14 protein-coding genes are annotated in these 12,732 nt (G+C 42.5%); 13 read left to right on the forward strand and 1 reads right to left on the reverse strand.

Annotation, left to right across the window (positions count from 1 at the left end; translation table 11 throughout):
* The first annotated feature begins 2 nt into the window (after positions 1 to 2).
* The 8 genes from NTZ93_00845 to NTZ93_00880 are packed head-to-tail and all read left to right on the forward strand — an operon-like array spanning position 3 to position 7,185.
* Complete coding sequence (locus NTZ93_00845) at positions 3 to 1,109, forward strand: glycosyltransferase (GenBank protein ID MCX6816403.1); 1,107 nt, start codon at positions 3 to 5, stop codon at positions 1,107 to 1,109.
* 4 nt (positions 1,110 to 1,113) lie between these two features.
* Positions 1,114 to 1,971, forward strand: a complete 858-nt coding sequence (locus tag NTZ93_00850; protein MCX6816404.1) for an ABC transporter ATP-binding protein — start codon at positions 1,114 to 1,116, stop codon at positions 1,969 to 1,971.
* Entirely contained in the window at positions 1,968 to 2,756 is a 789-nt protein-coding gene (locus NTZ93_00855) for an ABC transporter permease (GenBank protein MCX6816405.1), read from the forward strand. Before NTZ93_00850 ends, NTZ93_00855 begins: the two co-directional genes overlap by 4 nt.
* Before the next feature lies 1 nt (position 2,757).
* Positions 2,758 to 3,543 (forward strand): bifunctional DNA-formamidopyrimidine glycosylase/DNA-(apurinic or apyrimidinic site) lyase, encoded by a 786-nt coding sequence (gene mutM / locus NTZ93_00860; GenBank protein MCX6816406.1) that lies wholly within the window; start codon positions 2,758 to 2,760, stop codon positions 3,541 to 3,543.
* A complete protein-coding gene (gene recF, locus NTZ93_00865; protein ID MCX6816407.1) occupies positions 3,540 to 4,559 on the forward strand; it encodes a DNA replication and repair protein RecF in 1,020 nt (339 codons plus the stop codon). Before mutM ends, recF begins: the two co-directional genes overlap by 4 nt.
* Positions 4,556 to 5,791 (forward strand): phosphopyruvate hydratase, encoded by a 1,236-nt coding sequence (gene eno, locus NTZ93_00870; GenBank protein ID MCX6816408.1) that lies wholly within the window; start codon positions 4,556 to 4,558, stop codon positions 5,789 to 5,791. Before recF ends, eno begins: the two co-directional genes overlap by 4 nt.
* Positions 5,788 to 6,390: an HAD family phosphatase gene (locus NTZ93_00875; GenBank protein ID MCX6816409.1), complete on the forward strand. Its 603-nt coding sequence runs from the start codon at positions 5,788 to 5,790 to the stop codon at positions 6,388 to 6,390. Before eno ends, NTZ93_00875 begins: the two co-directional genes overlap by 4 nt.
* A gap of 9 nt (positions 6,391 to 6,399) precedes the next feature.
* On the forward strand, positions 6,400 to 7,185 hold the full coding sequence (locus NTZ93_00880; protein MCX6816410.1) for an NAD(P)H-hydrate dehydratase: 786 nt from the start codon (positions 6,400 to 6,402) through the stop codon (positions 7,183 to 7,185).
* Here NTZ93_00880 and NTZ93_00885 read toward each other — a convergent pair.
* Positions 7,145 to 7,714 carry a hypothetical protein gene (locus tag NTZ93_00885; protein ID MCX6816411.1) on the reverse strand — a complete coding sequence of 190 codons (570 nt, stop codon included), beginning with the start codon at positions 7,712 to 7,714 and terminating at the stop codon, positions 7,145 to 7,147. The two genes, NTZ93_00880 and NTZ93_00885, sit on opposite strands and share 41 nt — an antisense overlap.
* Positions 7,715 to 7,807: 93 nt before the next feature.
* On the opposite strand from NTZ93_00885, the gene NTZ93_00890 reads away from it, so the two are divergent.
* The 5 genes from NTZ93_00890 to NTZ93_00910 are packed head-to-tail and all read left to right on the forward strand — an operon-like array spanning position 7,808 to position 12,712.
* Positions 7,808 to 8,506, forward strand: a complete 699-nt coding sequence (locus NTZ93_00890) for a PIG-L family deacetylase (GenBank protein ID MCX6816412.1) — start codon at positions 7,808 to 7,810, stop codon at positions 8,504 to 8,506.
* The gene (locus NTZ93_00895) at positions 8,503 to 9,057 is read left to right on the forward strand and encodes an alpha/beta hydrolase (protein MCX6816413.1); all 555 of its coding nucleotides are present in this window, start codon (positions 8,503 to 8,505) and stop codon (positions 9,055 to 9,057) included. The genes NTZ93_00890 and NTZ93_00895 overlap by 4 nt, the downstream gene beginning before the upstream one ends.
* 23 nt (positions 9,058 to 9,080) lie before the next feature.
* On the forward strand, positions 9,081 to 10,412 hold the full coding sequence (purB, locus tag NTZ93_00900; protein MCX6816414.1) for an adenylosuccinate lyase: 1,332 nt from the start codon (positions 9,081 to 9,083) through the stop codon (positions 10,410 to 10,412).
* A gap of 1 nt (position 10,413) precedes the next feature.
* The gene (locus tag NTZ93_00905) at positions 10,414 to 11,667 is read left to right on the forward strand and encodes an adenylosuccinate synthase (GenBank protein ID MCX6816415.1); all 1,254 of its coding nucleotides are present in this window, start codon (positions 10,414 to 10,416) and stop codon (positions 11,665 to 11,667) included.
* The gene (locus NTZ93_00910) at positions 11,660 to 12,712 is read left to right on the forward strand and encodes a guanosine monophosphate reductase (GenBank protein ID MCX6816416.1); all 1,053 of its coding nucleotides are present in this window, start codon (positions 11,660 to 11,662) and stop codon (positions 12,710 to 12,712) included. The genes NTZ93_00905 and NTZ93_00910 overlap by 8 nt, the downstream gene beginning before the upstream one ends.
* Positions 12,713 to 12,732: the final 20 nt, after the last annotated feature.

The following is a 12,732-nucleotide window of genomic DNA, read 5'->3' on the forward strand; positions in this document are numbered from 1 at the left end:
TTATGATAAAAGTTGCCTTAGTGCATGATTATTTAAATGAGTTTGGGGGAGCGGAAAGAGTTTTGCTGGCTCTATCCGAGATTTGGCCGGAAGCGCCGATTTATACGGCGTTTTGCCGGAAAGATTCGGAAAGCTATAGGCGGTTTAAGGGCAAAAAAATTATTACTTCCTGGGCGCAAAAAATACCTTGGTTTAAAGAAAAACTTTATTCGCCTTTGCGGTTTTTAGCACCAAAGATATGGGGTAGTTTTGAAAAACAACTGGCAGACCATGACATAGTTATTAGTTCAAGCAGTTGGTATATCACTAAAGGTTTTAATGATATCTGCTACTGTCACACGCCGCCGCGGTGGCTGTATGGCTATAAAACCAGCCAGGATTGGCAGAGGTTTTGGTTGGTGAGAGTGTATGCCACAATTGTCGGTTACTTTATGCGGCATTATGATTTCCAACAGGCGCAAAAAGTGAAATATTTTATTGCTAATAGCAAGGAGACGAAGCGGAGGATAGAGAAGTTTTACAGGAGAGAAAGTGTGGTGATATACCCGCCAATAGATTTGCCCCACTTCGCCAAAGGCTACGCTGGGGCTAAACGGGATTACTATTTAATAGTATCTCGTTTAGTGGGGAGCAAGGGAATTGAACTAGGGGTTGAGGCGGCAAAAAAGTTGGGGTTTAAATTAAAGATTGTAGGGGAAGGGCCTTTAAAAATCGAACCTGAAAAAAATATTCAAGTATTAGGCCAGGTGAATGATCAAGAATTGGGAAGACTTTACAGCGGGGCGAAGGCATTTTTGGCTTTAGCAAAAGACGAAGATTTCGGGATTACGCCGCTGGAGGCGATGGCCTGCGGTACGCCGGTAATTGCTTTTAACGGCGGAGGTTATAAAGAAACAGTGGTTGACCCCACTTCGCGCAAGGCTTCGCGGGGCGCAGGGGCAACGGGGTTATTTTTCGACGATTATTCGGTGAAATCTTTGATGCAGGCGATTAAAAAATTTGAGAAAATGAAGTTCAAGCAGGAAGATTGTTTTGAGCAGGCGAAAAAGTTTAATAAGGAAAGATTTAAACAAGAAATTAGGGAATTTGTTGAGAGTAAGTTAAAATAGCTTCATGGGAAAAGTGGTTTTGGAAGTGAAAAATTTAACCAAAGTTTTTGGCGGCCGGAAACGGCCGACGGTGGCCGTGGACCACATTTCCTTTAAAATTAATGAAGGTGAGATTGTGGGATTTTTAGGTCCAAACGGAGCGGGAAAAACTACGACCATTCAGATGTTGTTAGGAACGACCTCTAAAACTTCGGGCCAGATTAAATATTTCGGCAAAGAGTTTGAGAAAAATAGATCAGAAATTATGCAGCAAGTTAATTATGCTTCGGCCTATATCCGTCTGCCTTGGAGAATGACGGTTTGGGAAAATTTGATGGTTTATGCCAAGATGTACGGAGTAAAAAATCCAAGAGAAAGGGTTAAGTTGGTATTGGAGCTTTTTAGGATGAGTAAATATACGAATAAAGGTTTTAATACGCTTAGTTCCGGCCAGATAACGCGGGTGATGTTGGCAAAAGCGATGATTAATTTCCCTAAACTACTGTTATTGGATGAGCCGACGGCGAGTTTGGACCCGGAAGTGGCTGATAAAGTCCGGAAGTTTTTATTGAGGCAGCAGGAAAAATATAATGTGTCGATATTATTTACTTCGCATAATATGGCAGAGGTAACAGAGGTATGTGACAGGGTAATTTTTTTGAGAAAAGGTAAAATTGTGGCAGAAGATACACCCAAAGGTTTAGCCAGAAGAATTAAAATTTGTACTCTGCGCTACCGAGTAGGGGATAAAGAAACAGAGGTAAAAATTAATGAAGAAGAGATTGCCTCGTTTTTGAATGATTTGGCCAAGCGCGAGATTAAATATGACGAGATCAGCATTGACAAGCCGACATTAGAAGATTTCTTTTTATCACAACTATGAACAGAGGTAGAATCAACGCTGTCATCTGGAGGCATTTATATAATTTCCGGCACAGTCTGGACCGGCTGGCGGATAGTTTTTATTGGCCGGCAGTAGATATTTTGCTTTGGGGATTAACCAGTGTTTATATTCAAAAATCCGGCGCAAATGTATCGCAGATTGTGCTAATGATTTTATCCGGATTGGTGCTGTGGATGGTTGTTTGGCGCAGCCAATATGAGATTACGATTAATTTGTTGGAAGAGCTGTGGAGTAGTAATTTAGTGAATTTATTCTCGACGCCATTAAAGGTGAGCGAATGGATTGTGGCGGTGGTAATTTTGGGCTTAATGAAGATGGTAACAACAATTAGTTTTGCGACGTTATTAATTTGGTTACTGTATAAAATTAATGTTTTGTCAGGATTGGGATGGTTACTGTTGCCATACATGGCACTTTTGTTAATGTTTGGCTGGGTGGCGGGATTTTTGGTGGCTGGATTAATTCTTCGGTTTGGGATGAGAATTCAGGCTTTGGCCTGGATGGCGATTTATGTTTTGTCGCCGTTTTCGGCGGTGTTTTACCCTTTGTCAGTTTTGCCGGTTTGGGCGCAAAAAATAGCGGCTTGGGTGCCGACCAGTTATATTTTTGAGGGGATGAGGGCAGTTTTATCTGGAGGGCAGATAGAGATGACAGGTTTAATCAAAAGCGCAGTTTTAACTACGGTTTATTTACTGCTATCAATTTGGTTTTTCTTTCTTTGTTTTAAGGAGTCGAAAAAAATCGGTTTAGCGAGATTGGAGTAAGATGCCTGAGCTTCCAGAGGTAGAGACAATCAGACGACAATTAAATGCTGTTTTGGTGGGGCAGAGGATAAAAGGCCTTACCGCCTTCGCCAAGGCTTCGGCGGTCGAAGCAAGTGTTATCGGCAAGAAAATTTTAGGCGTGAGACGGAAAGCAAAAATGATAATTATTGAGTTAAGCGGAGGAGTAAGTTTGTTGATCCATTTAAAGATGACTGGCCAGTTAATTTATAATGGCCAGAAAAATAAATATACGCGGGCCATTTTTGAATTAGATAAGGGGAAACTGTTGTTTAATGATTTGCGACGGTTTGGGTGGATAAAAGTCATTAAGAATAAAGATTTAAGATTAATGATTAACGATTTACCGCCGGATGTGGTGGACAAAGAGTTCACCCTGAACTATTTAAGAAAGATACTTAAAAGTTCAGGGCAGGCTGTAAAAATCGTATTAATGGATCAGAAAAAAATGGGAGGAATCGGGAATATTTATGCTAATGAAAGTTTGTATTGTGCCAAAATTGATCCGCGAATCCCAGCAAAAAAAGTTAAAAAAATTAAAGAGCTGCACCAATACACAATAAAGGTAATTAATCAGGGAATAAAGTATGGCGGGTCGACGGCTTCCGATGAAAATTATGTTAACGCTTTAGGCAAAGGCGGGCATTATCAGGAACACTTTTTGGTTTATGAGCGAGAAGGGAAAAAATGTTCCAGGTGTGGCAGTGAGATAAAAAAGATAAAATTAGGGGGAAGAGGGACGTATTATTGCCCAGGTTGCCAGAAATGAATTTACAAAACTTAAGTTTACAAAATTTCCGGAATTATAAAAAGAGAGCGTTTGCGTTTGGAGAAAAGACAACGGTAATCAGCGGGGACAATAGTGTCGGGAAGAGTAATATTTTGGAAGCGATTTTTTTATTGGCGGCGGGGAAAAGTTTTCGGGCAGAGAAAGACGAAGAAATGATTTTATACGGTCAGGAGTTTGGAAGAGTGACTGGGCAGGCGGGAGAGACAGAATTAGCGGTTTTTTTGTCCAAACCAAAAAGGTTTTTTGTGAATGATGTAGCGAAGCGGAAGATGGATTTTGTGGGAAACTTCCGGTGTGTTTTATTTCGGCCGGAAGACATTGATTTAGTGCTGGGGTCGCCAAGCCTAAGACGGGAATATCTAAACTTTGTCTTAGAGCAAGTTGACCGGGAATACCGACGCTGTCATTTGTCTTATCAAAAAGGCGTCAGGCAGAGGAACAGGCTTTTAGAAAAAATTCGAGAGGGCGAGGGAAACAGACGGCAGTTAATATTTTGGGACCAGCTGTTAATAAGAAATGGGGACGTAATTAGTCAAAAGAGAGAGGAGTTTATAAATTTTATCAATGCAAAACTGGCGGCAGATAGTTTAAATTTATCTTTAGTTTATGATAAAAGCGTGATTTCGGAAGGCCGATTAAAACATTATACTGCAAATGAAATAGCGGCCGGAAAAACGTTGGTCGGGCCGCATAGGGATGATTTTAAGTTTATTATGCAAAGAAAAGGGAAAGCCGCTAAAGATTTAAGTATTTACGGTTCAAGGGGAGAGCAGAGAATGGCGGTCTTAGGAGTAAAAGTAAACGAACTGGAGTTTATTGAAGCCAAAACTGGAGAAAGACCGGTTTTGTTATTGGACGATATTTTTTCCGAGCTGGACCATGACCATCGGGAAGAAGTGTTTAAGCTCTTGGAAAAACAGCAAACAATTATGACAACGGCGGATGAGCATTTGATACCGAAAAGACTGAAAACTTTAGATATAATTAAATTATGACGAAAATTAAAAAAGTCGAAGCCAGGGAAATTTTGGATTCTAAAGGCACACCGACCGTAGAAGTAAAAGTGGTATTGGAAAACGGTCTTACGGCCACGGCGGCGGTAGCGTCAGGTGCTTCGACCGGTAGCGCGGAAGCTTGCGAGCTAAGAGATGGGGATTCCACGCGATATTTTGGCAAAGGCGTCTTAAAAGCAGTGAAAAATATTAACACGGAAATTAATGATTTATTAGTGGATCAAGAGGTGACAGATCAGGAAAAGATTGACGAAATGATGATTAAGTTAGACCCCACTCCGCAAAAAGCTACGCTAGGGGCTAACGCGGTAGTTGGTGTTTCCATGGCGGTTTGCCGGGCGGCAGCTTTAAGCTTAAACCTACCTTTGTATAAATATTTTGGGCAATTAAGCGGCAATAAAAAGCTGAAGATGCCGCAGCCGCAGATTTTAGTGCTGGAGGGCGGTAAGCACGGCAACTGGTCAACCGATTGCCAGGAATTTATGGTCCTACCCAAGCTAGAAAAATTCGGCAATTTTAGCGAAATGTTAAGGGTGGGAACAGAAATTTTCAGCGCTTTAGGAAAATTTTTAAATGAAAAAGGCTACAGCGTCGGCGTGGGATTTGAGGGGGCGTATATGCCAAGAGAAATAAAGGGAAATGAGGAGGCATTGGAATTAATAGTGGAGGCAATTAAAGCGGCCGGATTTAAGCCGGGCGAAGAAGTGGTACTCGGAATTGACGGGGCGGCCAGCGAGTGGTTTAAAGACGGCAAATACCGTGATTTAAGTCCGGAAGAATGGACAGAGAAAATTATCAGGTGGACAAAAAAATACCCGATTTGGTCTTTGGAAGACATGTACGAAGAAGAGAGTTGGCAGGATTGGACGGATTTGACGGCGAAAGTTGGCAACTGGCTACAAGTTATCGGCGACGATCTATTAACGACGAATGTTGAGAGGATTAAAAAAGCGATTAAGTTAAAGGCCTGTAATAGTGTCTTGATTAAGTTAAACCAAATAGGAACAGTAACGGAAACTTTAGAGGCAATTAGATTAGCAATAGACAATAAAATGGCGACGATTGTGTCCCACCGGGGAGGGGAAACCAACGATGATATGATTGCTGATTTGGTGGTCGGCGCCGGTTGTGAACAGTCTAAATTCGGCGCTCCGTGCCGAGGGGAAAGAATTGCTAAATACAACCGGTTGTTGGAAATCGAGAGGGAAATATGATTAAAGCCGTGATTTTTGATGCCGGAGGGGTTTTATGCGATTGGGAAACAATCTGTAGGAAATTTGCTGAAGAAATAAACGTTGATTATAAAAAATTTATGGAAGTTTATTTAAAGCATTCTTTTGATCCGGAATTTGGTTCAGATATTGGGCAGATGACAGCAGATGAATTTTTTAAAAAAATAACTCTGGAGTTAGGCGTGCCGGAAAAAGCCTTAGATTGGCGGAAGAGGTTTGTGCCGGGGTTTAAACGGATCGAGCCAACTTATAAATTATTAGATGAATTAAAGGGGAAATTTCGGTTAGGGATGCTGACAAATTCCAAGATTGGTTTGTGGGATGAGTGGGAGAGTATCGGACATTTTAAGGACTACTTTGAGGTAATTATGGATTCATCGACAGTACATTTATTAAAGCCGGACCCAGAAATGTTTAACCTGCTTTGCCAAAGATTAAATCTGAAGACGGAAGAATGTTTATTTATTGACGACGACAGTAAAAATACCGGGGCGGCGGAGAAATTTGGATTTAAAACAGTGCATTTTACTGAGCCGGAAGTATCGGTGGCGGCTATCAAAAATGTTTTGGGAATAGAGTAAAATACAGATATGGAACAGTTTAACCAGAAAGTCTTGAAACAGCTTTATCGGCCGCCAAAGGATTCGCATAAGGGGCAGAACGGGAAACTGTTGGTAATCGGCGGCAGCAATCTTTTCCATAGCGCGTCGATGTGGAGCTTAGAAGTGGCGTCCAGAATCGTGGATATGGTGTTTTACTCATCTGTGCCGGTGAACGAGGCAATTGTCAAAAAACAGAAAGAAAGATTTCAAAATGGGATTATCGTGCCTAGAGGGAAAATTGACGAATATATTAACGAGTCAGATTGTATTTTAATCGGTCCAGGGATGGAAAGGGGACAAGAGACAAAAGAGAAAACTAATCAGTTGCTGAAGCGTCACCAAAATAAGAAATGGGTGATTGATGGCGGGGCGTTGCAGGTGATGGACAAAAATTTATTAAACAAAAATATGATAATTACACCGCATCATCAGGAATATAAATTATTATTTGGCGAGGAAAAAATTGAAGTAATGGCGAAAAAACATAAGTGCACGATTGTGTTAAAGGGAAGGGAAGATGTGATTTGTAATTCGAAGCAGTGTTTAATTAATCAAACCGGCAATGAAGGAATGACTAAAGGGGGAACAGGGGATGTCTTGGCGGGTTTAATTGCGGCCTTGTATTGTAAAAATGAGGCGTTTTTGGCGGCGAGCTGTGGAACTTATTTAAATGGTTTGGCGGGAGATCGGCTGTACGCCAAGATTGGTCCTTATTTTAACACGAGCGATTTAGTCAGAGAGATTCCGAGGGTGATGGGGGAGGTAATAAGCTAGCGTATTTTTCTCTAAATTCTTGGGGAAGATGACGTGCGCCAACTACTTGATCTTCAGGTTTCGCCACTAAAATTGTTCCGTCAGCTTCAAACGGGGGAACACAGATTTCAATTACTTCCAGGCCGCTTTCACTGGCAATCCAGCTACCAGTCCAACCTTGGCCGTAGGTGACTAGTTGGGGTTCGTCTTTTTCACCATTAAATTCATAACAAACGGTTTCTCCATCAGGACTAAGACCTAACCAGTAACCCTGGCCTTTAATCACTGATTCAATGAAAATTCTTGGACCGGTCCAGTGTTGAATAGGGGTAGAATGATTAGGTTCGATGGTAATTAAAGCTGCATCCATTTGTTCATTAGCTTCTGGATCGGTAAATTTAATCACTTCACAAACGACACCAGTGCTGCCGGGAACATCATCAAGGCCAGCCTTTCGAGTTTCGTAAGATTTGTCGCCAAGTTGAATAGTATTTTGACCAGCTATTTTTAAGATTTCTTGACGAAGACCTTGAGTTTCCGTGTTGATCATAAGAGAAATTATACAAGTAAAATTTACTAAAAGTCAATATTATAGGTTTGATTATTTTTCCCCATAAACTGACAGCAGTTATATACTACAACTATGAAGTATTTGTTTTTACTGGCGCATCCGGATGATGAAGCAGTGGCGGCCGGGGGGACAATCCGGCTGTTGGCAAATAAGGGAAATGAGATTGCAGTGGTGTTGGCAACTAAGGGTGAGGTGGGGGCCCCACTTCGCTCCGACGGAAAAGTCGGAGCTTCGCTAGGGGTAAACAGGATTGATGAATTTAAAAAGTCGTGCGAAATTCTAGGAGTAAGCAAATGCGAAATTCTGAATTTTAAAGACGGAGAGGTAAATAATAAGATTGTTTGGGGCGGGTTGGAATTGGCTTTTATTGATGCAATTGAAAAATATCAGCCGGACGTAGTGATGACGTTTGACCATTCGGGTTGGTATTTTCACTTAGACCACGTGGGGGTCTCAATAGCAGCTTTACGGGCGGTCCAACACGCAAAACTTAAGGTGCAAGCCTTGGTGTTTATGTTGTTTCAGCCGCCGGGAATTAAGCTTAAATGGCCGTACGTGTACCAGAAAAAATTGCCGATTACCCACACAGTAGAGGTTAAAAGCGTGCTTAAACAAAAAGTCGCGGCGATTGAAGCGCACTCCAGCCAAAGCATGAATTTTCTGCCATTAATGAAGCTGGGACTGATGAATAAAGAGTATTTTCAGTTGGTTTTAGCGACAAAAAAAGGCAAAATGTGGTTTAATAAAAGCGAGATATTTAAGAAAATATGAATGTGTTTATTTTTCATGGCACAATGGGTAGTCCGGAGGCTAATTGGTTTCCGTGGCTAGAGAGAGAGTTAAAAAGTTTAGGAATTGAAGTGTTTGTGCCGAAATTTCCGACACCGGAGGGGCAGAGCTTGGAAAATTGGTTGAAAGCGTTTGAGCCGTATCAAGATAAAGTCAACGGTGAAACTGTTTTTGTCGGCCATTCAATGGGACCGGGGTTTTTCTTAAGATTATTAGAGAGAAGGACGAGCCCGATTAAGACGGCAATTTTAGCGGCGCCGTTTGATGGTTTTATCGGAGAAGAACCATATGACACGCTTAATAAAACTTTTATAGATCATCCGTTTGACTTTGTAAAAATTAAACAAAATTGTCATCAGTTTGTCGTGATGGTCGGTGACGACGATCCCTATGTAGCGATTAAATTTCCCCAGAGAATTGCGGACAATTTAGGGGTGAAACTGCAGATTATTAAGGGCGGGAAGCATTTAAATAGCGAGGCCGGTTATACGAAATTTCCGGAAGCGTTGGAAGAGATAAAGAAACTTATTTAAGTTTTTGTGGTAAAATCAAAGCGATGGCTGACGGGCAGATTAGACAACTGGCGGCAATTTCTCCACTAGACGGAAGATATCAGGATAAAGTCAAAGAACTAGAAAAATATTTCAGCGAAGGCGCTTTAATTAAACAAAGAGTTTGGGTAGAAGCAAAATATGTGTTGGCATTGGTCGATTTTTTAGAAACCGTGAAGGTTTCGGGACAGGAAAAACAGCGATTATTAACGTGGGCAAAAAATTTAACGGATAAAGATTGTTTAAGAGTCAAAAAGATTGAGGCAGAAATTAATCATGATGTTAAGGCGGTGGAGTATTTTATCAGAGAAAATTTAGGCAAGTTGGGCTTAAAAAAATTATCGGTTTGGATCCATTGGGGCTTGACCAGCGAGGATGTGAATAATCTGGCTTATGGTGTGATTTTGTCGCGGTTTAAGAAAGAACAATTAGTGGTTTTAGAAAAGAAAGTTATAGAAAAACTACTGAAAATGGCCGGGAAATATACAAGCGTGGTGATGCCGGCTAGGACACACGGACAAATAGCGGTGCCGACGACGGTCGGGAAAGAATTGGCGGTGTTTGTCGGGCGGGCCAGCTGGTGGCTGAAGAAAATTAAAGAGCAAAAACTGGGCGGTAAACTCAATGGAGCAGTAGGGAATTTTAATGCTCAAGTTAAGCTTTATCCGAAAAAAGACTGGTTAAATTTCAGCCAGAAATTTATCAGTGGCTTGGGTTTACAGCCGGTAGCGGTCACTACCCAGATTGAACCGGGTGACCGGACAGCACTCTTTTTAGACTTAATCAGGGGACTGAATAATGTTTGGCTGGATTTGAGTAAAGACTGCTGGCTGTATATTTGTTTGGATTATTTTAAACAAAAGGGGACAGGGAAAGAGGTCGGGTCGTCAACGATGCCGCATAAAGTCAACCCCATTGATTTTGAAAACGCTGAGGGAAATCTGGAATTGGCCAATAGTATTTTAATGATGATGAGTAATAAATTGATGATTTCGCGCTTGCAGCGAGACTTGTCAGATTCGACGGTGAAGCGGAACTTTGGGGTGGTCTTCGGCCATACAGCATTAGCGATTAAAAGTCTGATGAAGGGATTGGGGAAGATTGAGCCTAACACGGAATTTTTAAAACAGGAAATTAAAAATCATCCGGAAATGCTGGGAGAGTTGGAACAGTTGAAGATGAAAGTGGCTGGTGATGAGCAGGCTTATGAAAAAATAAAGAAAATGACAAGAGGGAAAGGGGTAGGCCCCACTTTTCCGGCCAGTTGGCGGATTCGTGGGGCAATGGAATACATTGGTTTAGCGGAAAAAATTACTAAATTAGTGATTAAAAAATAAGATGAACATTGCGATTATCGGAACCCAATGGGGGGATGAAGGTAAAGGCAAGATTGTTGATTTATTAACGCAAAAAAAGAAAGTTAAAGCAGTGGTGCGCTACCAGGGTGGTCCGAATGCCGGCCATACGGTGGTCGTCCGGGGCGAAAAACATGCCTTTCATTTATTACCGTCAGGCATTCTTTATCCGGATAAAACCTGCGTGATTGGCAACGGAGTGATTATTGATCCGGCAGTGTTGGCAGAAGAGATTAAAATTTTGGAAGACAGCGCCGGTAAAAAACATGCCCGGATTTTGATTTCCGAAAAATGCCATTTAATTATGCCATGGCATAAAATAAGGGATGTTTTAGACTGCGGCAAAATCGGGACAACCGGCCGGGGTATCGGTCCTTGTTATGAAGACGCGGTGGGCCGAAGAGGAATTCGGCTGATAGATGCGGCTAATAAAAAAAGGCTGGGTTTAAGGATTAAAGAGGAACTGACTTGGAATCGGTGTCTGATTAAGACCTGGAAGGGAAAGTTTAATTTAAGCAGCGAGAAAATTTTAAGTGATTATTGGCAGGCATTAGAGGGGATTAAGAAAAACCCATTGATTCAAATTGGTGACGTGACCGAGTGGTTGTGGGAAACGGAAAGAAAGGGCGGGGAAATAATTTTTGAAGGGGCTCAGGCGACGCTTTTGGATATAAATCACGGCACATATCCGTTTGTGACCTCATCGAATTCGACGGTGGGTGGTTTATTAACCGGGACAGGCTTCCGGCCGAAAAAGCTTGAGGTGATTGGAGTGGTAAAAGCTTACACGACTCGTGTCGGCAGTGGGCCGTTCCCGACAGAATTAATTAATAAAACCGGGGAGAGAATCCGGGAGATTGGCCACGAATACGGGACGACGACCGGCCGGCCGCGGCGCTGCGGCTGGTTGGATATTCCCAGTTTAATTTATGCGAAAAAGATTAATAATTTGGACAGCTTAGCGATGACGAAACTGGATGTGTTAACAGGAATTGGGGCGTTGAAGATTAAAGTCAATCCGAATTTTAGCGTGGATACGGTCGAGTTAAGCCGGCAACGGCCGGTTTACGAAACTCTATCTGGTTGGAATGAGAATATTGCTAAAATCAGGCGGTTTGAGCAGTTGCCTCAAGCGGCAAAGAAGTATATAAAAAGAGTGGAGCAGTTAACCGGACTACCAATAAAGTTAATCGGCGTCGGCTCGGACCGGCGGGCAATTATTAGAAAAAATGTCTAAGATATTTTATAAAGCTTTGGGAAAAACAGAAATTTGGCCGGAAATTTCCGGGGCCAACCCTTGTGAGATTACGTATGATGATGTATTAATTGTGCCGCAGGCGGATACTAATGTTGCCTCCAGAAAAAACCCGGATATTTCCGTCAATTTGGGACCGTACCATTTAACCAAGCCGATTATCGTGGCGCCGATGGATACGATTTGCGGGGAGAAAATGATCCGGTTAATGCATAAACTTGGCGGAATCGGAACTTTACCCAGGGGTGATTTGAAAAAAAACAGCGAGCTTTGCCGACAACTGACTAAAGAGAAAATCCGGTGCGTTTATGCCATTGGAATGAGAAATCATCTGGAACAGGCGAAAACATATAAAAAATGCGGGGCTAAGGCGGTTTTGTTGGATGTGGCCCATGGGGGAATGCGGTCGGTGGTGCAAGCGGCCAAAGAGATTAAGAAAAAATTAAAACTGACGGTGATATGCGGCAATATTGCTAATTATTCTCAGGTGATGGAATACCAGCGGGAGGGGTTGGAAGTTGTCAGAGTGGGGGTCGGGCCGGGGGGTTTATGTATTACCCGGTTAGTGGCCGGGGCCGGATTGCCGCAAATGGCGGCAGTTTTAGAAACGGCAGAAAGCGGTTTACAGATTATTGCTGACGGTGGTATTAGGAAGCCGGCAGATATGGCGAAAGCGATTGCGGCGGGAGCAAGCTTGGTGATGATTGGGTCATTGTTGGCAGGGACAGAAGAAACACCAGGAGAGGTGATTGGCGGGAAGAAGAAAGCGCGCGGGCAGGCATCGGCAGATTACATGAAAGACAATGGGGTAGAGTTAGGCGAATTTAGGGCGGCAGAGGGGATTTATACCATGGTAGAAGTTAAAGGTTCAGCCGAGCACGTGATTAATGATTTGGCGGCTGGTTTAAGAAGTGCGATGTCCTACACCGGAGCGTCAAACCTGAAAGAATTTCAGGAAAAAGCTCAGTTTGTGTTAGTGTCCAAGGCGACGATTAGGGAAAATCAAGCGCACATACTTTGGGATTGATATTTAACGCAATAGATGCG

This window comes from Candidatus Beckwithbacteria bacterium, from assembly GCA_026397255.1.
Taxonomy (GTDB): Bacteria; Patescibacteriota; Microgenomatia; order UBA1400; family CG1-02-47-37; genus JAPLVF01.

Excerpts from the sequence above, each read along its gene's own strand:
- NTZ93_00875 (MCX6816409.1), top strand. The coding sequence starts at position 5,788 with ATGATTAAAGCCGTGATTTTTGATGCCGGAGGGGTTTTATGCGATTGG.
- NTZ93_00845 (MCX6816403.1), top strand. The coding sequence starts at position 3 with ATGATAAAAGTTGCCTTAGTGCATGATTATTTAAATGAGTTTGGGGGA.
- NTZ93_00905 (MCX6816415.1), top strand. The coding sequence starts at position 10,414 with ATGAACATTGCGATTATCGGAACCCAATGGGGGGATGAAGGTAAAGGC.
- NTZ93_00855 (MCX6816405.1), top strand. The coding sequence starts at position 1,968 with ATGAACAGAGGTAGAATCAACGCTGTCATCTGGAGGCATTTATATAAT.
- recF (MCX6816407.1), top strand. The coding sequence starts at position 3,540 with ATGAATTTACAAAACTTAAGTTTACAAAATTTCCGGAATTATAAAAAG.
- NTZ93_00890 (MCX6816412.1), top strand. The coding sequence starts at position 7,808 with ATGAAGTATTTGTTTTTACTGGCGCATCCGGATGATGAAGCAGTGGCG.
- NTZ93_00850 (MCX6816404.1), top strand. The coding sequence starts at position 1,114 with ATGGGAAAAGTGGTTTTGGAAGTGAAAAATTTAACCAAAGTTTTTGGC.
- NTZ93_00910 (MCX6816416.1), top strand. The coding sequence starts at position 11,660 with ATGTCTAAGATATTTTATAAAGCTTTGGGAAAAACAGAAATTTGGCCG.
- eno (MCX6816408.1), top strand. The coding sequence starts at position 4,556 with ATGACGAAAATTAAAAAAGTCGAAGCCAGGGAAATTTTGGATTCTAAA.
- NTZ93_00880 (MCX6816410.1), top strand. The coding sequence starts at position 6,400 with ATGGAACAGTTTAACCAGAAAGTCTTGAAACAGCTTTATCGGCCGCCA.
- NTZ93_00895 (MCX6816413.1), top strand. The coding sequence starts at position 8,503 with ATGAATGTGTTTATTTTTCATGGCACAATGGGTAGTCCGGAGGCTAAT.
- purB (MCX6816414.1), top strand. The coding sequence starts at position 9,081 with ATGGCTGACGGGCAGATTAGACAACTGGCGGCAATTTCTCCACTAGAC.
- mutM (MCX6816406.1), top strand. The coding sequence starts at position 2,758 with ATGCCTGAGCTTCCAGAGGTAGAGACAATCAGACGACAATTAAATGCT.
- NTZ93_00885 (MCX6816411.1), bottom strand. The coding sequence starts at position 7,714 with ATGATCAACACGGAAACTCAAGGTCTTCGTCAAGAAATCTTAAAAATA.